Origin of the sequence: Planomicrobium sp. CPCC 101110, from assembly GCF_007859395.1 — a bacterium.
Taxonomy (GTDB): domain Bacteria; phylum Bacillota; class Bacilli; order Bacillales_A; family Planococcaceae; genus Planococcus.
The window spans coordinates 158,893-182,575 of record NZ_VOHD01000003.1 but is presented as its reverse complement, the minus strand read 5'-3'; the positions used below and the strand labels follow the sequence as shown (position 1 = coordinate 182,575).

Annotated in this window: 22 protein-coding genes, 1 pseudogene and 3 riboswitches; of the genes and pseudogenes, 6 read left to right on the top strand and 17 right to left on the bottom strand. The window is 44.9% G+C overall.

The genetic code is table 11. The features are described from left to right. Window positions 1-214 precede the first annotated feature (214 nt). On the bottom strand, window positions 215-1,051 hold the full coding sequence (panB, locus tag FQV30_RS01100; protein ID WP_146498303.1) for a 3-methyl-2-oxobutanoate hydroxymethyltransferase: 837 nt from the start codon (window positions 1,049-1,051) through the stop codon (window positions 215-217). 331 nt (window positions 1,052-1,382) lie between these two features. Next, window positions 1,383-1,528, top strand: a riboswitch (cyclic di-AMP (ydaO/yuaA leader). A 143-nt stretch (window positions 1,529-1,671) separates the two neighbouring features. On the opposite strand from panB, the gene FQV30_RS01095 reads away from it, so the two are divergent. Continuing rightward, window positions 1,672-3,000 carry a TrkH family potassium uptake protein gene (locus FQV30_RS01095; RefSeq protein ID WP_146498302.1) on the top strand — a complete coding sequence of 443 codons (1,329 nt, stop codon included), beginning with the start codon at window positions 1,672-1,674 and terminating at the stop codon, window positions 2,998-3,000. A 56-nt stretch (window positions 3,001-3,056) separates the two neighbouring features. On the opposite strand, the gene FQV30_RS01090 is transcribed toward FQV30_RS01095, so the two are convergent. From FQV30_RS01090 to FQV30_RS01075, 4 genes are all read right to left on the bottom strand, one after another. Then, window positions 3,057-3,569 carry a GNAT family N-acetyltransferase gene (locus FQV30_RS01090; RefSeq protein ID WP_146498301.1) on the bottom strand — a complete coding sequence of 171 codons (513 nt, stop codon included), beginning with the start codon at window positions 3,567-3,569 and terminating at the stop codon, window positions 3,057-3,059. 130 nt (window positions 3,570-3,699) lie between these two features. After that, window positions 3,700-4,329, bottom strand: a complete 630-nt coding sequence (locus FQV30_RS01085) for a nitroreductase family protein (protein WP_146498300.1) — start codon at window positions 4,327-4,329, stop codon at window positions 3,700-3,702. 219 nt (window positions 4,330-4,548) lie between these two features. Next, window positions 4,549-5,100, bottom strand: a complete 552-nt coding sequence (locus FQV30_RS01080) for a GNAT family N-acetyltransferase (RefSeq protein ID WP_146498299.1) — start codon at window positions 5,098-5,100, stop codon at window positions 4,549-4,551. A gap of 101 nt (window positions 5,101-5,201) precedes the next feature. Beyond that, a complete protein-coding gene (locus tag FQV30_RS01075; RefSeq protein ID WP_255473275.1) occupies window positions 5,202-5,609 on the bottom strand; it encodes a GNAT family N-acetyltransferase in 408 nt (135 codons plus the stop codon). A gap of 656 nt (window positions 5,610-6,265) precedes the next feature. Here FQV30_RS01075 and FQV30_RS01070 point away from each other — a divergent pair. Continuing rightward, complete coding sequence (locus FQV30_RS01070; RefSeq protein WP_186725484.1) at window positions 6,266-7,795, top strand: diguanylate cyclase domain-containing protein; 1,530 nt, start codon at window positions 6,266-6,268, stop codon at window positions 7,793-7,795. A gap of 19 nt (window positions 7,796-7,814) precedes the next feature. On the opposite strand, the gene FQV30_RS01065 is transcribed toward FQV30_RS01070, so the two are convergent. Beyond that, window positions 7,815-8,387 carry a GNAT family N-acetyltransferase gene (locus tag FQV30_RS01065; RefSeq protein ID WP_255473274.1) on the bottom strand — a complete coding sequence of 191 codons (573 nt, stop codon included), beginning with the start codon at window positions 8,385-8,387 and terminating at the stop codon, window positions 7,815-7,817. Between the two features lie 123 nt (window positions 8,388-8,510). Here FQV30_RS01065 and FQV30_RS01060 point away from each other — a divergent pair, with 123 nt between their 5' ends. Beyond that, a complete protein-coding gene (locus FQV30_RS01060; protein ID WP_146498297.1) occupies window positions 8,511-9,107 on the top strand; it encodes a histidine phosphatase family protein in 597 nt (198 codons plus the stop codon). A 33-nt stretch (window positions 9,108-9,140) separates the two neighbouring features. Here FQV30_RS01060 and FQV30_RS01055 read toward each other — a convergent pair whose 3' ends face one another. The 3 genes from FQV30_RS01055 to FQV30_RS01045 form a co-directional block, all read right to left on the bottom strand. Next, window positions 9,141-9,563, bottom strand: coding sequence for a GNAT family N-acetyltransferase (locus FQV30_RS01055; protein WP_146498296.1), 423 nt, complete (start codon window positions 9,561-9,563; stop codon window positions 9,141-9,143). Further along, a complete protein-coding gene (locus FQV30_RS01050; protein WP_255473273.1) occupies window positions 9,544-10,395 on the bottom strand; it encodes a protein phosphatase 2C domain-containing protein in 852 nt (283 codons plus the stop codon). The genes FQV30_RS01055 and FQV30_RS01050 overlap by 20 nt, the downstream gene beginning before the upstream one ends. A 331-nt stretch (window positions 10,396-10,726) precedes the next feature. Then, window positions 10,727-11,983, bottom strand: a complete 1,257-nt coding sequence (locus FQV30_RS01045) for a GGDEF domain-containing protein (RefSeq protein WP_146498295.1) — start codon at window positions 11,981-11,983, stop codon at window positions 10,727-10,729. A gap of 213 nt (window positions 11,984-12,196) precedes the next feature. On the opposite strand from FQV30_RS01045, the gene FQV30_RS01040 reads away from it, so the two are divergent. After that, window positions 12,197-13,396, top strand: a complete 1,200-nt coding sequence (locus FQV30_RS01040; protein WP_146498294.1) for an MFS transporter — start codon at window positions 12,197-12,199, stop codon at window positions 13,394-13,396. Window positions 13,397-13,447: 51 nt separating this feature from the next. Then, window positions 13,448-13,551, top strand: a pseudogene (locus FQV30_RS18305) (iron chelate uptake ABC transporter family permease subunit); the annotation flags it as partial. Between the two features lie 41 nt (window positions 13,552-13,592). Here the strand turns inward: FQV30_RS18305 and FQV30_RS01030 are convergent. The 3 genes from FQV30_RS01030 to FQV30_RS01020 all read right to left on the bottom strand — a co-directional run bounded on the left by FQV30_RS01030 (window position 13,593) and on the right by FQV30_RS01020 (window position 16,378). After that, complete coding sequence (locus FQV30_RS01030; protein WP_146498293.1) at window positions 13,593-14,186, bottom strand: flavin reductase family protein; 594 nt, start codon at window positions 14,184-14,186, stop codon at window positions 13,593-13,595. 70 nt (window positions 14,187-14,256) lie between these two features. Beyond that, window positions 14,257-15,249, bottom strand: coding sequence for a Gfo/Idh/MocA family protein (locus FQV30_RS01025; protein ID WP_146498292.1), 993 nt, complete (start codon window positions 15,247-15,249; stop codon window positions 14,257-14,259). A 124-nt stretch (window positions 15,250-15,373) separates the two neighbouring features. Then, window positions 15,374-16,378, bottom strand: a complete 1,005-nt coding sequence (locus FQV30_RS01020) for an EAL domain-containing protein (RefSeq protein WP_146498291.1) — start codon at window positions 16,376-16,378, stop codon at window positions 15,374-15,376. A gap of 282 nt (window positions 16,379-16,660) precedes the next feature. On the opposite strand from FQV30_RS01020, the gene FQV30_RS01015 reads away from it, so the two are divergent. After that, window positions 16,661-17,200 carry a dihydrofolate reductase family protein gene (locus FQV30_RS01015; RefSeq protein ID WP_146498290.1) on the top strand — a complete coding sequence of 180 codons (540 nt, stop codon included), beginning with the start codon at window positions 16,661-16,663 and terminating at the stop codon, window positions 17,198-17,200. Window positions 17,201-17,243: 43 nt separating this feature from the next. Here FQV30_RS01015 and FQV30_RS01010 read toward each other — a convergent pair whose 3' ends face one another. The 5 genes from FQV30_RS01010 to mtnK are packed head-to-tail and all read right to left on the bottom strand — an operon-like array spanning window position 17,244 to window position 23,125. Continuing rightward, window positions 17,244-18,263, bottom strand: a complete 1,020-nt coding sequence (locus FQV30_RS01010; protein WP_146498289.1) for an ABC transporter permease — start codon at window positions 18,261-18,263, stop codon at window positions 17,244-17,246. Beyond that, window positions 18,205-19,743, bottom strand: a complete 1,539-nt coding sequence (locus FQV30_RS01005) for a sugar ABC transporter ATP-binding protein (RefSeq protein ID WP_146498288.1) — start codon at window positions 19,741-19,743, stop codon at window positions 18,205-18,207. The genes FQV30_RS01010 and FQV30_RS01005 overlap by 59 nt, the downstream gene beginning before the upstream one ends. 60 nt (window positions 19,744-19,803) lie before the next feature. Next, the gene (locus FQV30_RS01000; RefSeq protein WP_146498287.1) at window positions 19,804-20,883 is read right to left on the bottom strand and encodes a sugar ABC transporter substrate-binding protein; all 1,080 of its coding nucleotides are present in this window, start codon (window positions 20,881-20,883) and stop codon (window positions 19,804-19,806) included. Beyond that, window positions 20,880-21,941: an S-methyl-5-thioribose-1-phosphate isomerase gene (gene mtnA, locus FQV30_RS00995; protein WP_146498286.1), complete on the bottom strand. Its 1,062-nt coding sequence runs from the start codon at window positions 21,939-21,941 to the stop codon at window positions 20,880-20,882. The genes FQV30_RS01000 and mtnA overlap by 4 nt, the downstream gene beginning before the upstream one ends. Then, the gene (gene mtnK / locus FQV30_RS00990; RefSeq protein ID WP_146499527.1) at window positions 21,938-23,125 is read right to left on the bottom strand and encodes an S-methyl-5-thioribose kinase; all 1,188 of its coding nucleotides are present in this window, start codon (window positions 23,123-23,125) and stop codon (window positions 21,938-21,940) included. The genes mtnA and mtnK overlap by 4 nt, the downstream gene beginning before the upstream one ends. A gap of 75 nt (window positions 23,126-23,200) precedes the next feature. After that, window positions 23,201-23,355: riboswitch (SAM riboswitch) on the bottom strand. Between the two features lie 178 nt (window positions 23,356-23,533). Beyond that, window positions 23,534-23,638: riboswitch (SAM riboswitch) on the top strand. Window positions 23,639-23,683 lie beyond the last annotated feature (45 nt).

Genomic DNA, 23,683 nt, shown 5'->3' with positions numbered 1-23,683 from the left:
TTTCCCTTTACGTATTAACCGTTTTGCCTCTTCTTTTTACAATCGGCTTTTTAAAAGACTGCTTCATTCTTCAGCTAAATTTTAACATCATATGTTAACGGCTATTCAATAAATTTATATTCATTTTAAATCACAATCCACAAAACAAAAACGGGAGCTAAGCAACTTTCATTTGCTAAGCTTCCGTTTTTTTATAGGTGCATGTATTGCACCGTTACGATTTTCCGCCGTACAATTGCTGCAATTCGTCTTCTTTCATCGTGAAGCGGTGTTCTTCCCTCGGGAATGCGCCCGACTTCACTTCAGCGACGTAGTCGCTGAGCCCTGCTCTCATGATTGTTCCTGTTTCTGCGTAGGAACGGACAAATTTCGGCAAATGGTGCGAGCCGTACTTCAGCGTGTCGTGATAAACCAGCACTTGTCCATCCGTCTCACCGCCCGCCCCAATTCCGATGACCGGTATGGATACAGCGGCCGTCACTTCGCGCGCCAATTGATACGGGATGCATTCGAGCACCAGCATGAACGCTCCGGCAGCTTCACAGGCTTTCGCGTCTTCAATCAATTTCTTAGCGGCATTCGCTGTTTTCCCCTGGACCTTATAGCCGCCGAGAACCCCCGCGCTTTGCGGAAGCAAGCCGAGATGCGAGACGACCGGAATGCCTGTACGGGTAAGCATGCGGGTCACTTCGACGACTTCATCTGCACCTTCCAGTTTCAAAGCTTCCGCTCCGGTTTCCTGGAAAATCCGAACCGCGTTCTCATGCGATTTTTCCAGGCTGCCATGGAAGGAGCCAAACGGCATATCCACGACTATGAAAGTGTCCGGCGCCCCGCGGCGTGCGGCTTTTCCGTGATGGATCATATCATCGACTGTCACTTTTACAGTGGAGTCATAACCCAGGACCACCATGCCCAGCGAATCGCCCACTAAAATAATATCCATTCCCGCTTCTTCAGCAAGCTTCGCCGACGGATAATCATAAGCTGTCAGCATGGCGATTTTTTCACCTTCCGCTTTCATCTTTAGAAATGATGCGGTGTTCTTCATCTTCTACTCCTCCTTCTGAGGAGAAAACCAATTGAAAAAACCCTTTTGTTCATAAATGAGACAAAAGGGCGGAATGTTAGAGAAAAGGTTTCCTCCGTCCCTGTCGCGTTAAGATCAAGGCAGAACTATTCATTTGAAATGCCAATAGCCTTACTGGTGCAGTTCTCTTCAGATACTGCCCTCACTCCCACTATAGCAGAACCGGAAATAGAGTGGCAATCTTCTGTTTTCAAGCACGGAAAATCCGAATTCATGCCAGTACTAAAATGTATTGACAATACCTGTAAACGGGAGTAGATTTTATCTTATTGAAAAACAAATCACCAAGATTACCTTTTAATCGCTGAATCTTTCTTGAGCGGGGGAACCACAATAGATAGGACTTTTTCTATCTCGGGGTGAATCTTACTTTGTAAGAAGGGATACTCTCAATCCCTAATCCGGCAGCTAACCTCGTAAGCGTTATTTTGTATTTCGGGAGAAGGGCCAAAGGCATCGCCTAAGACCATTCTATTTGAATAGGTCTTTTTTTGATGCAAAAACAGGACTTTTATAGGACTTCCACCCATGCACCGCTTTGTACCCACCGTTTTTATCAATCAAGATTAGGAAGTGTCTTTATGAAGTCCATGAAAAAAAAGCGGGAATCCGTATCTGCCCCGCTTCTGATTGCCGGAAGCTTTTTGTTTCTCATTCTTGTCGGTACGCTTTTATTGAAGCTGCCTATCGCTACTACAGAACCAATCACTTGGGTGAACGCCTTGTTTACGGCTACTTCCGCTACTACGGTAACCGGCTTGAGCGTGTTCGATCCAGGAACGACACTTACCGCTTTCGGAGAAATTGTGTTGCTGGCGCTTATACAATGCGGCGGCATCGGATTGATGACTTTTGCGACCGCCTTGCTTTTGCTGTTCCGAAAGAAAATCGGCCTTCAAAACCGGATGTACCTGCAAGAAAGTTTTTCTCAAAACTCATTAGGCGGCATTATCCGGCTCGTTAAAATAATCCTTGGTTTCGCCTTTATAATAGAAACGCTTGGCGTTATTATCCTTACGTTATATTGGTTTCCAGACTACGGGTTGAAGCAGGCTTTGAACTTAAGCGTGTTCCATGTAATTTCCGCTTTCAATAACGCCGGCTTTTCTTTATTTCCAGACAATCTTATGAGTTTTGCAGGAGATCCGTTTGTCACGATCTTACTGTCCACACTTTTTATCATTGGGGGAATAGGCTTTACGGTCATTATGGATATTTACCTAAAGAAATCGTTTCACTCTTGGTCGCTCCATACCAAACTGATGGTTTCAGGGACTCTCCTGATTAACATATTGGCGATGTTTACTGTATTCATCCTTGAATACAGCAATCCGGAAACAATCGGAAACTTGAATTTGCAGGAGAAACTTGTCGCTTCTTATTTCACCGGGGTAACTCCAAGGACTGCAGGGTTCAACGTATTGGACTACGGAGCGATGGAAGACCCGACCTTATTGATCACCATGGCTTTGATGTTCATAGGAGCAGGCAGCGCCTCCACAGCTTCCGGCATCAAACTCAGCACATTTATCGTAGTCATCCTTGCTTCTATGGCTTTTTTGCAAGCCCGCAGAGAACCGGAAATTTTCGGGCGCTCCATCCGCATTGAAGCGGTTATTCGCTCATTGGCTGTTACTACAATCAGTTTGCTGCTGATTCTGGTATTCATGTTCTTGCTGATGGTTTTTGAAACGATCCCATTCCTCCCATTGGCCTTTGAAGTCGTTTCCGCTTTTGGAACAGTCGGCCTGTCTATGGGGATTACAGCAGACTTGAGCAGCATCGGCGAAGTACTGCTATGCATTGTCATGTTTATCGGGCGCATTGGACCATTGACACTTTTCCTTATTTTGCTGAAGCCGAAAAAAGAAAACTACCGCTTCCCTTACGACCAGGTTTTCACGGGATAATCAAAAGGATTGGCCAGCTCATGCTGGCCAATCCTTTTTACTCGTGAAATCCCATTTCACTTCCTCCTCATATTCGAATAAACGCAGACTTTTCTGCCTGCCAGCATAATTTCTTTTTCAAGTTCCATACCGATCCGCTCCGCCACTTTTCTCGATGCTTCGTTAGCCGGCTGAATCAGGGAAACAAACCGCTTTTTGCCAAGCTGCCGTCTGCCGTATTCTTTCAATGCCGCTGCAGCTTCTGTGGCGTAGCCTTGTCCCCAGTGATCCCGGGCAATCCAATAACCGATTTCCAATTCTTCGAATCCATTTACCGTCTGAGGAACCAGACCGGCATGGCCAATCAATTTCCCGTCATTTTTTCGGACCAAAACACGCAGCCCAAGTTTGGGGTGGGTTTTATAGGACCTGTAAATCCAATACAAAAACTCCATCGCTCCGTCCTTATTGCGCGTCTGTCCGTTGCCGATAAAACGGACCACTTCCGGATCTGAAAAAAGAGAACAGAGAAAACCGAAATCTTCATCCTGATATGGCCGCATTACAAGCCGCGCTGTTTGAATCGTCATCGCCATTCCTCTTTCCCGCTGTTCTGCCCGCCTAATCGGCTAGTCATTATTTTTTCGCCATCGGCCCAGCGCCTTCCTGCTTTAACCCAATAAAAAAGACCCGGCACAATAATGCCGGGTCTTCTATATATTAAATAAAGCGTGTGACTTCTTCGATTGGGAGGCGTGATGTACCAAACGCTGGAGCTGCCGCTTTACCGATTGCAATCAAGACAATCGGGAAAAGGTGTTCCGGAAGGTCGAACCGTTCAGCGAATTTCGCTTTGTCGAAACCGCCCATCGGAATGGTGTCGTAGCCGCGCTCTTTTGCAACGAGCATCAACTGCATCGATGCAAGTCCGGCATCATATGAAGCGATGTTCATCCGAGCTTCAACAGGGGCATTCGGATAAACTTTATACGTATTGGCGACCGACCGTTCTTTGACCGATTCGTCCATATATCCTTCTTCTACGTTTTGCGTGTAGATTTTCTCGACGTTTTTATAAGCGTCAATATTTCCAAGAACAGCGATAATCGCTGAAGATGTTTCCACTTGTGCCTGATTGTTGGCAATTGCGCGCAATTCTTTTTTCACTTCCTGGTCTTGGATGACAATAAAGTTCCAAGCCTGCAAATTGCTTGATGAAGGCGCTGTAGTAGCAAGCTTCAACATTTCCGTGATTTCTTCTTTTGAAATTTTGAAATCCGGATCATATGCTCGGACCGATTTTCTTTCGGTCATCACTTTATAAAGGGGCGATTCTGTTTTGATTGTCATGAAATTTCCTCCTCTTATGGGCTTACTAAAGGTAAGTTAATAAAACGAACTTACCATTAGTAAGTTGAAGAGTCAACAGAGACGAATCGCGGGAAGGGCTTGCAATGGAAGCGGAGCTTTCTTCTATCGATCAATTTGAAGATGAACTGGTGCCAAAATGTTGGCACGAAAGACAGTCATTTCGGTCATCTTCGACTGGCCAGATAAATGCCCCTCCCTTCAGAAAGAATCGGATTCATTTTTTGGATTGATGATTGCAAGCACTTGATGGTCTTCCCATTTGCCGTTGATTTTCACGTTGCTCTTAGCAATTCCTTCTTTGTGGAATCCTGCCTTTTCCAGCACACGAATTGAAGGGATATTATGCGGCATGACCCCAGCTTCAATGCGATGCAGCTTCAGTTTCTCGAAAGCGTAGTCGACAATGAGCCTTACCGCTTCAGTGGTATACCCTTTGTTATTGTGGCTTTTATCGAGCGCATACCCAAGAAACGCGCTTTGAAGCGGCCCCCGAAAAATTTGAAAAAGCGTGATTGTCCCAATCAATGTGTCATCTTCGATTTTGAAGATTCCGAAACTTTCTTCCCGTCCCTCTTCTCGTTGAGCATTGCCTATTTCAATGATTTCCCTTTGGATCACCAATGTATAAAAATCCGGATAGCGGGTCATCGAAAATTTTTCAAAAAACTTGCTATTGTCTTTTTCCAGCTTCAATTTCGCTTCTGCATCTTGCAATCTGAATGCCCTCAAGTAAACATGTTCACCTTTCATCGCCGCGCCCTCCTTTGCCCTTCACTTTTCTTCGGTGTAAATATAGTTCCCTATTCTTACCCTCCTAAGCCATTGAAAACCGCCCTTCTGAAAATAAGCCTTTATTCCAAAAGTGTCTTGCGGAACCCGTAGAACGGCCGGAAGCTCTGCGATTCGTAATAAGTATGGGATGTGCTGCCGGCAAGCAGCTCCATCCGTGTTTTGGGGTAAAGTTGGTGGGCATGATCCAGCAATGCCTTCCCGATGCCTTGTCCTCTGCACTCTTGGTGGATCAGCAGTTCGCAAATATATAAGGTGATCGAACCATCGGTCAATCCCCGGAGGCATCCGGCGATTTTGCCGTCCCATTCCGCCACGAAAGCGACTGGGGAATTTGCCCAGGCTTGCTTTGTGTCTTCCTGCTTTTCAACTAGATTAGCCCAGGCTTCCGCTTGATTCAGCAAATTGATTTCAAAAAAATCCTTTTCTTCATAAGGCCGGATTGTTAAGCCCATAGGTTCTATCGCCATAATGATCATCCTTTCTGTCTGTTTCTCTTTTCGGAATCAAATCTATGGAAAGCTTTCGGCGGCACTCGATCTGGATCCTCCCATTACAATTGCTTCATTACTTATCCCCGCAGCAACGCATTCGAATATTCTTCCATCTTTCTTTATTGCAGCAGAAGGATATGTCCGCTAAAAAAGGAACACCGAAGAAATGGCTTGCTGCAATGATTCCGCCCATCCCATAGCTATCCCTCCTTGCCTTCATTTTAATGATCTGTTACTGTGGATTCCGGTCTTTTTATGCTTTGTTGAGACAGCAAGAAAGCTTTTGGCACCTTTTTTTCCAATCGAGATCAACGATTCAATTTCCTGAAATAGGAAAATTATTCAAAATTTTTTTGAAAACTCTACCATTTAAATCTAAAGTTTAGTATGATAATTATAGATAATTATACCCTTAAATCCGATTCTAATTTTTGGTGAATTAAGCATAAAGAACTAAAAATAGTCAGCCTTTGGCGTAAGGTGCTGTGAACATGAATATACAAAGAAAAATTACTTTTTGGCTTGTTTTCATATTTTTTTATACTTTCCTCTACTATGGATGGTTGCTGAATTGGAAATCCAACGAGGGTCTTTTAACGCTGGGCGGGAATATCCTCTCAGTTGGAGGCGGCATGATTGCAACAACTTGGCTTCTCCTTTCCGCACATAAAAGCCTGCAAAGTGACAAGCCTTTTTGGCTGTTTTTAGCAGCTGGCGCTTACAGTAATTTTCTTGCCGAGTTCTTATGGCTGACTTATGAAAATCTGTTAAAAATGGAAGTTCCATTTCCCGGGCTCCCTGATTTGTTTTACCTGCTGCAAGTTGTCTTCTATCTTGCCGCTTTCGTGTATAAAGTAATCAAAGAAAAAAAACAGCATCATCTCATAACTTTCATTTTTGATATCTTGATCATTATGACAGTGGCTTCCACGTTCAGTTGGCATTTCCTCCTTCAGCCAATCATTGCGTCAAGCCAAGTTTCCTCTTTTTCGTTAGTTGTATCTTTGGCCTATCCTGTAGGGGATTTGGTTTTGCTGTTTGGCACAGTCACACTCTTCTTCATGAGCCAAACTTTCTACAGCAAAACAATAGTCGTTTTATTTTCTGGCCTGTTGACCCAAATTTTTGCAGATTCTTCTTATTTGTATTTGATTTCTAGTGACAGCTATTTTTCCGGAAGCTTTATCGATCCATTGTTTACATTAGCGGTTTTGCTGATCGGTTTTACTGGCCTTGTTGACAAGGAGGCTAAGGCGCAAAACCAAAAACCGCAGATTCAACGAAATCCAAACCAATTGTTAGGTGTTTTCCGTATCGCTTTTCCATACATTAACGTTACGATATTGTTTGTTTTCATGGTTTCACGGTCAAACGGGGTTGATGTCGTTACAATCGGTTCCGCCTTTTCTATATTATTGGTTATTATAAGGCAAATTTTTGTATTAAGGGAAAACCAAAAACTTCTCGATCAAGTTCTCGATAAAAAAGAGGAGCTGGAAGCCGGCAGAAAGTTTGATGGCTCTTCCTCAACCTTTCGGGGGCCAAGTACAGAATCAGCTTCGGCGGCGTTGCCGAAATTCCGCGACACTGATGCGAAAATCCAATTTCTTGCCTATCATGATTCGCTGACAGGGTTGGCCAATAGGGCCCTGTTTGAAGCGACGCTGAATCAGGCAGTCTTGAATGCCCAGTTGCACAACCACTTTTTTGCAGTCATGTTCTTGGATCTCGATAATTTCAAAAAAGTGAACGATACGATGGGGCATGATGCCGGGGACCAATTATTGATTATGATCTCCCATAGATTGAAGGAATGCATCCGCAAAAATGATTTAGTGGCACGTTTGGGAGGAGATGAATTCACATTTTTGATACGTGATATTTCCAGTCCCCAAGACGCCGCTTTTATCGCGGAAAAAATCATCAAATCCTTGTCGCAACCTTATATGGTAGAGGGAGAAGAAATTTTCAATTCCCCCAGTATCGGCATTGCACTGTATCCGCTAAATGGCACGACACCAGCGGCATTGCTGAAAAAAGCTGATGTAGCCATGTATCAAGTGAAGGAAAACGGCAAAGGGCATTACCGGTTGTCTGAAACAGAAGACATTGGGTTTTTGGGCAACAAATCAACCACGCATATAAAAGAACATCAGCGCTGAAATACGCGCTGACGTTCTTTTATTTGTCTTCGGCATATTCGCTTTTCAGTATAGAATACATCGCTAAATCGACAAATTGCCCCTTGATGATCATATGCTGCCGCGCAATTCCTTCGCGCTTCATGCCAAGCTTTTCAACCACCCGCTGGGATTGAAGATTATCCAGCATAATTGGCGCCTCCACTTTGTTCAGCCCCATTTCCCCAAAACCGAAAGCCAGCACTGCTCCAGCCACTTCTACTGTAATTCCTTTCCCCCAATAGTTGTGTGACAAGGTATAGGCAAGTTCCGCTTTATGCCGTTTCGGCATCCAGTTGATAAAATCGATGGTGCCGACCAGTTTGTTCTTCCCCTTCAATTCAATTCCCCAAGTCAATTTTTTCTTTTGTTCGTAAGCCGCTATTATTGATGATATAACCCCTTTCGTATCCTCCGCTGATTTATGTGCTTCCCAAGGCACATAACGGGACACTATCGGTTCGGAGGCATATTCAAACATGTCTTCGGCATCCGCTAACGTCAGTTTCCGGAGCATTAGACGCTCCGTTTCTAAAACAGGCAAATGGCTGCCGATTTCTTTTATATTCGCCACCTTTTCTTCCTCCTCCATTCCTTTACTAATAAATTCCATAAAGAGAAGAAAAATCCCTTCCAAAAGACGTTCCTATTTTGCCCACAATTATTTACAATGGTAGAAGATAAAGGAGATGAAGCTATGACTACGATAGGATTAGTGCGACACGGCATCACCGAATGGAATTTGCTTGGCATCGCCCAAGGCAGTTCCGATATCCCATTGAACGAAACAGGCAGGCAACAAGCCGCTGCATTGGCGGAAAGGCTGGCATCTGAAAAATGGGATATGGTTGTCTCAAGCGACCTTTTGCGCGCGAAGGAGACGGCTCAAATCATAGCTGACCGACTCAAGCTGCCGGTCAGCTTTGCAGACCCACGGATCCGTGAAATCAACGGCGGTCAAATCGAAGGCACGACTGAAGAGGAACGCGTCCAAAAATGGGGCGAGAATTGGCGGTCGCTTGATCTTGGAATGGAAAGCGCTGAAGATGCGGCCAAACGGTCGGTCGAGTTTTTAGAAGATATCCTCTCAAACTATAAAGGCAACCGGGTGCTACTGGTAAGCCACGGCGGATTGATCGGCATTACGCTGAAAAGCTTGCTTCCTGAACGCTTCAAAGAAACCCATATGAACAACACTTCCATCACCATCTTAGAAAATTTGGAAAGCCGGTGGGACTGCACGCTGTATAATTGCACCCGGCACTTAACGACAAGCGATATGATAAACAAATAAAATTCCAGCATCGATGATTGATGCTGGAATTTTTTATTTGGCTCCGAAGAATTCTTTGCGGCATAAAAACCGCTCGCGCCCTGGATACTTTTCACCCAGGTTTGTCGCCGCAAAGCCATTCTTTCGATAAAAACCCATTGCATCTCGATCAGTTTCGGCATGGATCGAAGAAAACCCGTACTTCCTATAGACAAAATCGACCATCTCACTGGCAATTCTTCGGCTTCTATTTTCAGGGGCTACAGCAATGTGTTTAATTTTACAGCTGTTTACTGCTAGGAATCTGATGCCAATGCAGCCGGCGATTGTATGGTTCACTTCACACACATAAAGCTTTCGGTTAGCTGACTTCATGTATTTAGCGTATTCTTCATCCGCTTTCGACGTTGCTAAAGATAGAACCCCTTCAAGCTCATGCTGAAAACCGGCTGAATAGTCAACTTCGCTCTTTTGCATTGCGCTCTTTCCCCTCCCCTTGCTGATTGCTGGCATAGGCTGCCGATTCCGCCACGTCAACGTTCCAAGACACTATGGCCGTGCTGTCCTTGACGCCTTTTCCTTGAATCGTCTTTAACAAGTTCCAAACGCCTTCATAAAGCGGAACGTCAGCAAATTCCGCCAGTAAATTTCTTGGATCGGAATAAGGTTCTCCGGGACATTCAAGCAAACCATCCGTCGTCACAAACAACCGGTTATTGCCTTCCCGTAGTTCTTTTGTGCCGCTGCTGTAGCATGGAGCAAGCCGGTCAAAGGTATTCACTTTCCCCACCCATTCATAGAAATGCCGTTGGTTCAGCTGAAATTGCCCCATCTCTGCAAGCTCCCGATGAAACAAATACAAAACACAGTCGCCAATCGACAGCCACCAGACATACTTGCCTTTTCTCGCGACAACCATGCAGGCAGTTTCTCCTTGGATTTGCCGGCAAGCCGCACGAAATGCTTCGTTTTGAAAAACGTTCAAAACCTTTTCTTCCAAATTGCGAAAAAAAGCGGCATTCACAGGTGCCGCCAGCTGGTTTGTGAACTTTTCTTTATTTTCCTCAAACTCTTTTACCACAAGTTCCGCACTTTCAGCTGTGTTATGGGCGTCGAGCACCGCTACAAATTCCCAATCTTCCTTTTTGTTTGTCCAGACCATGCATGCATCTTCGTTTTTGTATTGCCCAGCAAAGGAGTTTCCGCCGAAACGACCGACGATTACATTGCCCACTTGCTGCACATCCGGCTGATCTACAAAATGCCGCCTGCTGCCAATCCAACTGAAATCTTCCATTTTTGTTTCCATTTCGGCTCCTCTTCCTTTCGAAACATTTTTTAAAGTATAGTTTAATCAAAATAAAAATGGAAGTTATTCCTAAAGATTAAAAATGGTTATGAATTGGATGCTCAATATTTTCTTCATGAACTGTTTAAAATTCTTCGTGAACCAATCCACTTTCTATGGGAACTTTTTGCCGCTTTACACGACGGCCTGTCTTTTTTACCGGCACATGCCAAAACAAAAAGCCCTTCTTTTTCAAAGAGCTCTTGCGCTTGTTTCAACTGATCATCAACATACATTTTTTGCTGCTACATAAGAATAGGGCTTTCAATCCTAGGAAATCTTCTATGTTTCTTTATTGGCTGGTCTCTGCCATAAGATTTTCCTTGCTGACGTTAATTCGATTTTTTCCTTGCGACTTTGCTTCATAAAGCGCAAAATCCGCTTGTTCTTTTACCGCTTCAATCTGGGCTTCGTTTTCCACTTCACCTGTAGCTATTCCGATGCTGACTGTTATACGGTCTGCAATGGGCGAAAACTTATGCGGAATGCTGATTTCCTCCAAAGAAGTTTGGACGCATTCGGCAAGCTCGAACACGTCTTGCGGATTCCGGTCGAAAACAGCTACGATAAATTCTTCCCCGCCAAAGCGGGAGACATGGCAATCAGCAGAATCCATGCAGCTATTTATCTGCTGGGCGACCAATTGAAGCACCTTATCCCCCTCAAAATGTCCATAGTTGTCATTGAATAATTTGAAAGCATCGATATCCAGCATAATGAAAGAAAGAGTGCGGCTTCCATTGGACGTCTGCAATGCGTTCTCGATGTATTGCTGCAGCCCTCTCCGGTTCGGGATTTTCGTCAATTCGTCCATGAGCGTCATTTTTTTGAGCCTTGCATTCGCCGCTTCCAGCTCCTGATTGATTTGAGCGTTTTTTTCAATTGTTTGTGCCAGGTCTTCATTCATTGCAGTCAAAAGCAATTTGTTATAGAAATTTGCCTGATGGCTTCGATAAAGCATTCGCGAAGCCAACCAGCAAAAAAATAAAAAAACAGAAAGGTTGATGTAATGCCCCATTAAGATATATTGCGAAGTTTGGAAAAACGGCAATCCAATAATCATTACTGCAACAGGCAACGCATAAAGCTGAAGAATCTTCTTGCTTGAAGCATGGAACAAAATGGATACGCACATAAAATTAACGGCAAAAGCCATAACATTGCCATAGTCCTTTTGGTCAGCCAATGCCACCGCAGCTCCCCACAACAAAAAGAACATGACAAATCCCGTTAACCCTTTCTGGAATTTTTGTTTTTGGCCCGCTGTCGCCGTTTCTTTTCTCTCAAACCTGGTTATATACCATACCATGCAAATGCTTATACCCAATAAAAAAATATACATGAACAAATAAAAGTCAATCGTTATACCTTGGCTGGCCGCATAGCTTGAGAATATATTCATGCAAATCAATATAACTTCAAAAAAGATGACTATTTTGGCGAAGAGCTTGCTTCTTTGCATGTTTTCTTCCAGGAGATGGTCGTTATATAATTTTTCTTTTTCAATGCACATAGGCATAAAATCGGCACTTCTCGTTTGCAGCATCATGTTTGCCCTCTAATTTTTTATATTTGCTTATTATATTATACAAAATAAGCACAAAGTAACATATTATTTTTGTCTTTTCCCGTTCTTTTCTCACAATAAACTTTTATTTGCCGTCACATGAGCTTTTTCTCAAAAGCTGTTCTTTTGCGCAAGATACGTTAAAATTATTAGTAATACGAAATAAAAACACTATAAAAAGGAGAACAGCATAAGGTGGATAAAAACTATACAAAATTATGGACAAAAGACTTTGTCGTTGTTTCCGGAGTCAACTTTTTCCTCACCTTGATCTTCAACTTGTTGATAGTAACCATTGGACTTTACGCTGTCGGTGTATATGGTGCATCTACCAGCCAAGCCGGGCTAGCAGCAGGGATTTCCATTATCGGGACTCTGATCGGAAGAATAATTGTCGGCCGGGAAATTGATCGAATCGGCACAAAAAAAACATTGATTGCCGGACTCGTTCTTTTTACAGTAACAACACTTTTATACTTTGTGGAGTTTAGCCTGCTGTTTCTCCTGATCACCCGCTTCCTGAATGGATTTACATTGGGAATTGCCGTCACCGCTTGCGGGACGATCATAGCTCAAGTCATACCGGATTCACGAAAAGGAGAAGGAATCGGCTATTTTAGTATGAGCACTACATTGTCTACAGCGATCGGCCCTTTTATCGGCATTTACATGAGCCAAAACGGCAATTTTCAAATGATTTTCACCCTGTGCCTGATTCTTGGGCTTTTTAGTCTTATCGTCGCCTTTTTTGTAAAAGCCCCATCAGTAGTTCGGCCGGAATCCAGCGAAGAAACAAAAGGCATCAAACTGTCGCAGTTTATAGAGCCGAAAGCGGTGCCGATAGCTATCATTACCTTGGCAATCGCTTTTTGCTATTCAAGCATCCTGTCGTTCATCAATTTTTATGCCAGTGAAATTGAACTGGTTAAAGCCGCAAGCTTTTTCTTTCTTGTTTATGCAATAGCCGTACTGGTATCCCGTCCGATTACCGGCCGCCTATTGGATACAAAAGGTGCGAACTTTGTCATGTATCCCGCTTTCTTGCTCTTGGCAGCCGGACTCTTGCTGTTAAGCACAGCAACCACTTCCGCAGCACTGCTCTTGTCTGCCGGCCTCATTGGTCTTGGGTTCGGAAATATGCAATCCTGTACACAGGCCATAGCTGTTAAATTGACGGCGCCGCACCGGATGGGACTTGCCACATCGACCTTCTTCATCTTTTTGGATGCCGGAATCGGCTTTGGCCCTTACATACTTGGATTCATCATCCCTGTAACCGGCTTTCGTTCAATGTATGTCCTGCTCAGCCTTTTCGCTTTGGCCACTTCCGCTTTATATTATTTTCTGCACGGCAGAAAAAAGTTGGCAAAAAACGCAGCAGCAACCGTTTCATGAATGCCAAAAGGGCATCTTCCACGACGAGGATGCCCTTTTGATATTAGTCCTGATACCGTTGGCAGGAACCTGCTGGAGCCAGCCGGACTGCCGCCGGCCTAATGGCAGCTTTGATCGGAGCGCCTTATTTTATGTATTTACTTTTGAAGAAATAAAAGAACCGCTTGAGATTCCAAATCCCAAGCGGTTCTTTTTGTTATTTCGGCCGTTCCATCGAAAAAACTTCTCCAAGCTTGGCGTAGTTTGTACCGGCTAAACGGCTTACCGGCTTCAATAACTCATGATGAATCCGTCCGTTTTCGTATATGGATTCGTCCACATGAAAACGGACCACTTTGCCAATGAGGAGGCGTGTGCCGCCGAGCTCTACCACTTGCTCCAAGCGGCATTCGAAGCGTATTTTTGCCTCATTCACTGCCGGAACCGATATAACTTCACTTTCGGTCAGCGTAAACTCTGTCAATTCCAGTTCGTTTGCACCTGGCGGCAAGGAGGCTGCCGTCCTGTTCACTTGCTCCACATTGGTTTCGTCGACGATATGGACGACAAACTCTCCTGTTTCGACAGCGTTTTTAGCCGTGTCTTTCGGAGCGCCCGCCCTGCTTTGTACAGAAACGGAAATCATCGGCGGATCTGAAGATACAACATTGAAATAACTGAACGGTGCTGCATTTAGCGCGCCTTCTGCCGATCTGCTCGTCACAAAGGCGATTGGCCTTGGAATGACACCGCCAATCAGCAATTTGTAATTTTCCCGTTCTGTCTGTTCCTGTGGATCAAAAGATAACATAGCCACTCCTCCTCTTCCTTTGGTCTTTCTTTGGTCTTCCTGTTGGTTTTAATGTTGCATGGATGCATTGCTAACGCTTTATCTTTACTCGTTCCCCTGTACGGATTGATTCGTAGCAAGCATCGATTACGCGCATATTTTGAATGGTAGAGGCGCCGGAATAAGCAGGTTCCAAGTCTTCCAATACCGCTCTGGAAAAATGCTCCACTTCCATCCGGTAAATGTCCCCGTAAATTTTTTCTTCTCTTTTGAAGGTTCCTGTCTGCACAATCACATGGCCCAGTCCGCCATTATGGTCTGGACGGAATGCAAAAGGCACTTTGATGGAGCCTTTTGTTCCCACTATCTCATATTCATTGCGATCGACCATATCAAAGCTGCAATCAAGGACCGCTTTCGCCCCATTTTCCAATTTCAAGAAACTGTAGGCCGACACATCCACCTGAGCATCTGGATCCAGTTCCGCGTATGCCTGGACTTCAACCGGTTCAGTCCGCAGGATGCTCCTCATGGCATGGATAGAATAACACCCTACATCATAAATGCTGCCGCCGCCCTCTTTCATCATTCGAATATCATTCGCCCGCTCCGCGAAATAGAACGAATGGCTCGACTTGAACAGCATGACTTCCCCAATTTCACCTGATGCAATAATACTCCTTACACGGTGATGCTGCGGATGGAATTGGTACATAAAAGCTTCCATGAACTTTACATTGCTGTCTTTGCAGACTTGCACCATCTCCCTGGCTTCTTCTGTCGTTAAAGAAGCAGGCTTTTCGCATAAAACATGCTTGCCTTTCCGGGCCGCCTTGATAACCCATTCTTTATGCAAATGGTTTGGCAGCGGAATATAGACGGCGTCAATTTCATCATCTTCCAACAACTCGTCATACGATTCATACGCACTTTCAATGCTCAGTTCATTCGCCACTTCAAAAACCTTGCTGCTCCTGCTCGCTATTGCACCGACTTCGGCATTGCTTGCGCGCATGATTGCGGGAGCCAATTCCGCTCGTGCAATGTTTGCCGTCCCTAAAATGCCCCACCTGATTTTATCCACTGCCACTCCTCCTAAATTTTCAAAAATGTATGTATATATCTCAAAGCATATGCCCTCGACTTGCCTTAGTCAATTTTCGTTATGAAAAAGCGGGAAACCGGCTTTTCAACCGATTTCCCGCTTTTTATGCCTGATATTCCATTTCTTTTAGTGGAGCCGCAGCCGGCTTGCCGAACAAGTATCCTTGGAATAATTTATAACCTTGTTGTTTTAGCCAGTCAAAATCGGCTCTCTCTTCCACTCCTTCAGCTAATGGAACTGAACCAACTTCTGATGCCTTTTCCAAAAATTTAATAGCCACTTCTTGTTTGCGTGCATCATGTGCAACCCCTTGGACGAATTGCATGTCCAGCTTCATATAGTGAGGCCGCAAATCTGCCAGCAGTTCAATTGTGCTATGCCCTTCTCCCACGTCATCCAAGGCGTACTGGAATCCTTTTTCTTTATAAAAAGACAGGATTTTTTTCAAATGGTCCACATCATCCACTTTTTCCGTTTCCACCACTTCAAAAACCAACTGTTTTGCATCCACGCCAAGCTGGTTTGCCAAATTTGTTGTAGACCGCAAACAGAATTCCGGCGAATAAATAGATGTCGGAATAAAATTGATGAACGCTTTTTTGTTTTTTAACGGCACTGCGTATCTGACCGCTGTCATTCTGCAGATTCGGTCAAGTGCATATAGCCGGCCTCTGCTTTTGGCAGCTGGAAAAATTTCATTCGGATAAATTGTTGAACCGTCTTCGTTATTGAATCTGGAAAGAAGTTCATAAGCAAAAATCTCTTCAGTGTCAGTCACTATTGGCTGGTAATGGCAAATCAACCGTTCGTTTGAAATTACATCATCAATCCATTCCATATCAAAAACATTTTGCAGCTCAGAAACAGGCTGCCATTTTTCTTTATGGATACGGAATGCCACTTTGTCCGTTTCAAGAAAATGATTGCAAAAATCCAGAAATTCCTTGGCGCCTCTTTCATCTGTTTGCAGAACCGGCTCTTTCATGCTGAATGTTATTTCCCTGCGCTTCAAATGATCCATAATCTGTTCGACAGATGAAAGGTTTGCCTCCCCTTCAAACCGGATTTCAAATTTCAAACTGGCAACCGAACAACTATTGCATTCCACATTGTTTTCCTCCCTGATTTCTAATACCTTCAGTTTACTTTATACAACTTAATAACTGCAAGATTAGATAATTTTTCCTAAATCTGTATGTTGCCCATTGTATAGATTTGTCAGCCAACCGAAATGCCACAAGCAAATAAAACATTCCTTTCAGTTGTCAACTTGCCGTTCTTCTGGCTGGATCAATTTCTTTTCCACTTTAAATTAATTCATACCGACAGATAGGATTATTTTGCTGCCGTGCAGAATTAGTTATGAACTGGCGAAAAAGGAGGGAAAGGCATGGGGAAAATTATTGTATCAATGTACATGACAATGGATGGGGTAATCGAGGCGCCGTCATGGACAGCACCATATTGGAACGATGAAATAGCCAACCTTCAACATACACTGCTTTTTGAAAGCGATTCCTTGCTGCTCGGGCGAACCACTTATGAAGAATTCGCTGAAGCTTGGCCAAAGATGCAAGACGAAGAAGGGTTTGCGGAACGGATGAACAGCCTACCGAAATTCGTTGCCTCCGAAACCTTTGAAACGTCCGAATGGAATGCCACATTCCTTAAAGGAAACCTGGCGGAAGAAGTGCAAAAGCTGAAACAAAACGACCATACAATGCTCGTATACGGAAGTGCCAGGCTCGTTCAAATGCTTCTGGAACACGATTTGATCGATGAATTGCACGTGATGGTCTTTCCTCTGGTGCTTGGTGAAGGCAAGCGGCTATTCAAAGTGGGACAGACAGAAAAGAAATTTTCTTTAGGCACAAGCAAAGCAACAACTACCGGTGTTATCTTATCGAGCTATGTCCCAGCTGGCACTTAAGCACATAAAAAGGCTGCCGAGAAATCGGCAGCCTTTTTCAAATTCAAGTTCTCGCAAATTTATGTTTTGCGTATACATACGTAACTGCGAGCGCAATGACCAGCACGCCGCCTTTGATAATATCAAACGCGTAATACGGCAAATTCAAGATCGTCAAGCCATTCAGCAAAATACCGATAACTGCCGCGCCAAAAAATGTTCCAAGCGCATTCGGTTTTCCTGCACCAAGCACCGAATAACCGACGAATACGGCAGCTACGGCTTCCATCATCAACGGGGCGCCGGCATCAATTTGTCCTGAGCCGACACGTGCTGTAAATAGAATTCCCGCCATCGAAGCAAAAATGCCTGATATTACGTACGCTGCGAATTTCACCTTTTTGACGTTGACCCCGGAAAGCGTTGCCGCTTCCGCGTTGCCCCCGGTCATCTGCAAAATGCGCCCCCAACGCGTATGATTGAGGACCACGTAAGTTGCCAATACCATGACAAGCATAATCCAAACAGGCACTGGCAGACCGAGCATTTTCCCTTGGCCAATCCATAAGAATGCTTCGGAAAGTTGTCCAGGCGCTGTTCCACCCGATGTTAACGGCATATTATTGTAGATCGAATAGCCTTCAGTATAAGTCCGGTGAAGACCCGCCACAATATACATCATCCCTAGCGTTGCCAGCAAATCGGGAATCCCGATGACAACAATCAAAAAGCTGTTCAACGCGCCGATAGCCACTCCGACAAGCAATGGCAGCACCAAAACGAGCCATAGCGGCATTTCGTACCAGACCATAAGAGATGCTGTAACAACGGTTGACAGCGACATGGTCGATCCGACTGATAAGTCAAAACCGTTTACAACCAATGTGAATGTTACTCCCAGCGCCAACAGGGTCACAATGGAAATCGACCGCAAAATATCCGTGAAATTGCCATATGTCAAAAATGCTTCGCTGATTGTGCTGAAATATAAAACAATGAAAACCAATAAGGCAATCGCTCCATATTTAAATAAAAACTGTATCGCGTTTTCTTTCGCTGAGCTCTTCTTTTCCACCGCTTGCATACAACAAAATCCTTTCTTGGGTCGCTTCTTCTCGCGAAAACTCTTTCACGATCTGCCCGTTATACATAACTAAAATCCGGTCTGATATTCCAATAGCTTCATGAATTTCACTGGAAAAATAGATGCAGCCTTTGCCGCTCGCAGCAAGCTGGCGCACCAGTTTGAAAATGTCGACTTTTGCGCCAATATCGACGCCTTTTGTCGGTTCGTCGAACAAGTACAAGGCCGAATCAAGAGAGATCCATTTGCCGATGGCCACTTTCTGCTGATTTCCTCCACTCAAATGGACAAGCGGTGTTTCCGTGCTGTCCGTTTTGATGCGCAGACGGCTGATGATATCTGAAGCAAATCCTTTTTCGGCCGCTTTGTTCATAAACAATCCACGGGAGAATTTGCGCAAGTTCGGAAATGATGCATTCGTTTGAAGCGACTCGTGGACGAACAGCCCTTCTTTTCTTCGCTCCTCTGGAACAAGTGCCATTCCTGCCTTAATGGCGTCTTCGGGATGTTTCAGCTTCAGGCTTTTTCCTGCCAGCTGTACGCTGCCTTTTGTCAAATGCATCCCCCCGAACAAAGCTTTGGCCAGTTCGGTTTTGCCGGCTCCGACCAGTCCGACTACGCCCACAATTTCCCCTTCTGCAACTTCAAATGCAATATCTTTCAGTTTTTCGCTATCGGATAACCCATTTACCTGCAGCAGCGGCGCGCCAACCGGATGTGTCCGGTTGATCAGTTCGTTGCTGAGCGAAGCGCCTAGCATCGCCCCTACAATCTGATCCTGGTCAGCCCGGGACGTTTCAAAGGTCTCCACCACTGTCCCTTCCCGCATCACTGTTATCCGGTCGCTAATTTCGAACACTTCCGGCAATCTGTGGGAAATGAAAACACAGCTCACTCCTTCAGACTTCAACTTACGGATGACCGAAAAAAGCTTTTCCGCTTCATGGATCGACAACGGGGCGGTCGGCTCATCAAAGATGATGATTTTCGCCGAATGGACCAGCGCCCGGGCAATCAACACCAGCTGCTTTTCAGCCAATGTCAGCTGAGCGGCTTTTTGCTGAACCGGAATATCTTCTGCATGCAATTCTTCCAATACCGCCTTTGCTTTTGCGTATAGCTTTGATTTGGAGACAAATAAGTTTTTTCCGGAAACGAACGTATCGAGCAAAATATTTTCCGCGACAGACAGTTCTGCCACAATGGCGGTGTCCACTTCTTGGTAAACGCAATAAATCCCTTGTTCTTTTGCCGCTTTTGGGGATGGCATATGAATGCTTTTCCCTTCTAGCAGCAATTCTCCGCTGTCCTGCTCGTAGACGCCCGATAGGATTTTCATAAGCGTGCTCTTTCCAGCTCCGTTAACACCGAGCAAGGCATGGACTTCTCCTTTTTGCAAATGGAAATTCGTCTTTTCAAGCGCCTTTACTTTTCCAAATGTCTTTTGGATGCTGTTCATCGATAATAAGTAGTTTTCCATGGACTTGCTCCTTTCTGAGAAAAGAGCTGTCCCCATAATGGACAGCTCTTTCGCAAGAAATTATTGGCCTTCCAATTCCCGAAGGGCATCAGTGTACCCTTGGTCGCTTGCTCCCCAGCCTTCAACATACTCGCTAAGCTCAGCTGTTGTTATCGTTTCTTCCGGGAGGCTTTCTTTATCAACAAAAACTGGTTCCAACACAATATTTTCTTCCGGATTTTCTCCGTTGATCTTTTGGTACAAATAACGTACTTGGATGCGCCCGATATCAATCGGATCAACAGCTGCCGAAGCAATCCACGGGCTGTTTTCTTTTTGCATCATCTGCAAATCTTCATCGCTCATGTCAATGCCGTATACTTTAATATCTGTACGTCCCGCCTGTTCTATGGCGCGGACAGCCCCTTTCGCGAACTCATCCCAAGAAGCCCATACTGCAGTAATATCGCCTTCGTTTGGATATTGCTTCAAAATTGCTTCCATCTGTGATTGCGTATCAAGCGCTGTATTTTGGGTAGCCGCACCAAAAGTCGCGACTTCCTTGATGCCTGGATTGTTTGACACAAATTCTTCATAAGCTACTTGGCGTCTTTCCATCGGAGCAAAACCTGCGACCCAAATTTTCACGATGTTCGCTTCGCCATTTGCATCTTCAGCCAACTTTTCCAAAGTCATTTCAGCCATAGCCTGGTCGCCTTGCTGAAGGTTTACGACTCCATCCACCTCTACTCCAGTGTCAAACGCAACAACAGGAATTCCTTTTTCAATCGCTTTTTCAACACCTTGGTTCAATGCTTCTTTTGTTCCATGGTCAATCAAGATGCCATCTACGCCTTGGTTAACTGCTGCGTCAAGGTTTGATGCCATTTTTGCCAAGTCACCGTCTGAAGTGAATACAGTGACGCTGCCGCCGAACTTTTCTACTTGCTCTTTCACACCGTCAATATATTGGGCTGAAAACGTCCCAAGGTTGATCTGCATGATCAACGCTATTTTCTTTCCTGAAAGCGGATGGTCTGAAGCCGCCGTCTTGTTTTCAGGAGCAGCTTCTTCGACGGCGTTCCCTTTTGGCTGGCAGCCTGCTAGCAAAATACCGATCAATAGGAGTGCTGATAATAACCAAAGCGATTGTTTTTTCATTTCGTTTCCCCTTTTCCTGTGTACGCCCCTAGCAAGCTAGGGATATTTTTGTCGTATTCTGGATGAATGATCCCTTTTTCCGTGATGATGGCTGTGATTAAATGGCCAGGAGTAACATCAAAGGCCGGATTGAAAACTTTCGTGCCAATCGGAGCAATCGGTTCTCCGCCAATGTGTGTGATTTCGTCCGGATGGCGCTCTTCAATAGTGATGTTTTTGCCGTTTTCAATCGATAGATCGAAGGTTGACACCGGAGCTGCCACATAAAATGGAATTTGATAGGCCGCAGCCAATAATGCCAGATTGAGTGTCCCGATTTTGTTGGCGGTATCGCCATTTGCCGCAATGCGGTCAGCACCGACGATGATCGCTTCCACACTTTTAGCGCCGATCGTATGGGCCGCCATGCTGTCGGTGATGAGCGTGACATCAACACCTGATTGCTGGAGTTCCCACACTGTCAGGCGGGAGCCTTGAAATACCGGGCGGGTTTCGCAGGCATACACTTCGAAGGTTTTGCCGCGTTCGCTTCCTAGGTGGAAAGGCGCCAGCGCCGTACCGTATTTTGCTGTAGCAATTGAACCCGCGTTGCAGATTGTCATGACTTTTGATTGCCCTTCAAGCAGCGACAACGCATATTCCCCGATGTTTCGGCAAGATTCTTCATCTTCTTGATGGATTTTCACCGCTTCATCGATCAGGATCGCTTTCGCTTCCTCAACCGTTTTCGCCTGTTGTACAGTACCGAGCAAGCGCTCCAATGCCCAGACCAGATTGACCGCTGTAGGCCGCGACTCTGCCAGATAAGTGGCATCTTTTCTTACATAGTGGTGAAAAGCTTCCAAGCTTTCCGGTTCATGGCGCTGTGCTGCAATAGCTAAGCCATAAGCGGCAGTAATGCCGATTGCCGGCGCGCCGCGCACTTTCAATTTTAAAATTGCATCATACACATCTTCGATTGTTTCCAACGTGATGTACTCAATAAGATGAGGCAATTTTTGCTGGTCCAAAATTACAAGCTGCTGATCTGTCCACTTGATCGATAACGGAATGCTCATCGTTTTTGCTCCTCAACTAACGCAATCACTGCACCAATTGATGGCAGTTCTTTGCGCTTTACTATTAATGCTTCACCAGTCTGCAGCACTTGCTTCTTCAAACGGATTCGGCGCTCCGGATCTTCAATGCCGTCCAGATCTTTAACATGCGCCAATCCGATGGTCCGACGGATCAATTCACAGCCGGCAAAGCCGATTGTATCCTGAAAAATTTTCTCCAGGATAAATTCCTTATATCCTTCAGTGTCTTTGAAGGCTCCAACTCCTTGCTCTTCCCATAAGAGCAAATAAGTAGAAGAAAACACTTTCCATGTATTATCGATGTGGCGAATGACCGCTTCCTGTTTTTCGCCTTCCCGTGTGATGGCTTGAACGATAAGGTTGCCCAAAAACAAACCAATATCAAAACCGGCCGGCCCGTAAAATGCGAATTCCGGATCGATGACTTTCGTTTCCGCCTCACTCGCAAAAATGCTTCCTGTATGAAGGTCTCCGTGCAATAGCGCTTCAGCTTCCGTTAAAAAGCTTTTCTTCAACTTGGCCGCTTCGAGCTTCAGCGGACCGTTTTTCCAAATGGCCTCAACCGCCTCTTGAAGTTCCGGCTCGAAATCGTTTGTTTCGTGATTGAAGAACGGATCTGTAAAGATAAGGTCCTCCGTGATCTTGCAGAGCTCCGGGTTTGAAAATTCTGCTGCCAAGCGTTTTTTCTCGAATGGATGCAACGCGAAATCCGATGTATGGAATAAGGTTTTCGCCAAGTACTCACCAATATGCTTTGATAGATTCGGATAAGCCTCCCCGTTGATCAAACCTTCACGAGCGATAGTCAAATGAGACAAATCCTCCATCACGGTAATGGCCAGCTCTTCATTTGTAGCATATACAGACGGAACAAGTTCCGGTACAAATTCACCGTGCTTCCGAAGCGCATTTGCTTCAATCGTCGCCCGTTTCAATGTCAAAGGCCAGCTTTCGCCGACAACTTTGGCGTACGGCAATGCCTGTTTGATGATCAAGCCTTTGCCGCTTTCGCTATCCGTGATTCTAAACACATAATTCAAATTGCCATCCCCGATTTCCCGGCTTTCCAATTTGGCGCCTTGCGGGAAGAACTCCAGGCTTTTCGCCAATTCAATGGCGCTTTCATCAGTTAATGCTTTATATGATTGTATCGTGGTTGTCATGGTCATCTACCTTTCTCCGGCATATAAAAAGCCTCTTTCATTTAAGAAAGAGGCGCAGAATAATAGATTCTTCACCTCTTATCTTTCAGAGATTTTCACCTCTGATGGAATTAGCACCGTGCCTTGCGGAATTTTCATCCCGGCGCAGAAGCGCCCCGTTTCACAACGGTATTACGGTCGGTTGCTGGGCGTCATTGGGCCATTATCCCTCTGCCAGCTCTTGATAAGAGTAGTAACTTTATGATTTTATTTTGTTAGTTGGCTCGATAATGAATACTATCATGGTTCAGAATAGAGTGTCAATCACATTTTTCAAAATTTTTATCAAAGAACATAATTGACAGATCTACTGAAGCGTGGAATAATCAAAATTAATTTGAGTAATGACTTTTAAACCAATATAATATTTTCTTATTTAGAGCAGGTGGAGGGACGAGCCCTATGATACCCGGCAACCGGTCCTATGATGGACACGGTGCTAATTCTTGCAGCCTTCAGGCTGGGAAATAAGAAGTTGTTAAACCCTTAACCTCTTCTTGTTTGAAGAGGTTTTTATTT

Excerpts from the sequence above, each read along its gene's own strand:
- FQV30_RS01075 (WP_255473275.1), bottom strand. The coding sequence starts at position 5,609 with ATGGCGATAGAACCTATGGGCTTAACAATCCGGCCTTATGAAGAAAAG.
- FQV30_RS01030 (WP_146498293.1), bottom strand. The coding sequence starts at position 14,186 with ATGTTATCTTTTGATCCACAGGAACAGACAGAACGGGAAAATTACAAA.
- FQV30_RS01060 (WP_146498297.1), top strand. The coding sequence starts at position 8,511 with ATGACTACGATAGGATTAGTGCGACACGGCATCACCGAATGGAATTTG.
- FQV30_RS01055 (WP_146498296.1), bottom strand. The coding sequence starts at position 9,563 with ATGCAAAAGAGCGAAGTTGACTATTCAGCCGGTTTTCAGCATGAGCTT.
- mtnK (WP_146499527.1), bottom strand. The coding sequence starts at position 23,125 with ATGACAACCACGATACAATCATATAAAGCATTAACTGATGAAAGCGCC.
- FQV30_RS01090 (WP_146498301.1), bottom strand. The coding sequence starts at position 3,569 with ATGACGATTCAAACAGCGCGGCTTGTAATGCGGCCATATCAGGATGAA.
- FQV30_RS01015 (WP_146498290.1), top strand. The coding sequence starts at position 16,661 with ATGGGGAAAATTATTGTATCAATGTACATGACAATGGATGGGGTAATC.
- FQV30_RS01010 (WP_146498289.1), bottom strand. The coding sequence starts at position 18,263 with ATGCAAGCGGTGGAAAAGAAGAGCTCAGCGAAAGAAAACGCGATACAG.
- FQV30_RS01080 (WP_146498299.1), bottom strand. The coding sequence starts at position 5,100 with ATGAAAGGTGAACATGTTTACTTGAGGGCATTCAGATTGCAAGATGCA.
- panB (WP_146498303.1), bottom strand. The coding sequence starts at position 1,051 with ATGAAGAACACCGCATCATTTCTAAAGATGAAAGCGGAAGGTGAAAAA.
- FQV30_RS01045 (WP_146498295.1), bottom strand. The coding sequence starts at position 11,983 with ATGATGCTGCAAACGAGAAGTGCCGATTTTATGCCTATGTGCATTGAA.
- FQV30_RS01085 (WP_146498300.1), bottom strand. The coding sequence starts at position 4,329 with ATGACAATCAAAACAGAATCGCCCCTTTATAAAGTGATGACCGAAAGA.
- FQV30_RS01005 (WP_146498288.1), bottom strand. The coding sequence starts at position 19,743 with ATGGAAAACTACTTATTATCGATGAACAGCATCCAAAAGACATTTGGA.
- FQV30_RS01000 (WP_146498287.1), bottom strand. The coding sequence starts at position 20,883 with ATGAAAAAACAATCGCTTTGGTTATTATCAGCACTCCTATTGATCGGT.
- mtnA (WP_146498286.1), bottom strand. The coding sequence starts at position 21,941 with ATGAGCATTCCGTTATCGATCAAGTGGACAGATCAGCAGCTTGTAATT.
- FQV30_RS01095 (WP_146498302.1), top strand. The coding sequence starts at position 1,672 with ATGAAGTCCATGAAAAAAAAGCGGGAATCCGTATCTGCCCCGCTTCTG.
- FQV30_RS01070 (WP_186725484.1), top strand. The coding sequence starts at position 6,266 with ATGATTGCAACAACTTGGCTTCTCCTTTCCGCACATAAAAGCCTGCAA.
- FQV30_RS01050 (WP_255473273.1), bottom strand. The coding sequence starts at position 10,395 with ATGGAAACAAAAATGGAAGATTTCAGTTGGATTGGCAGCAGGCGGCAT.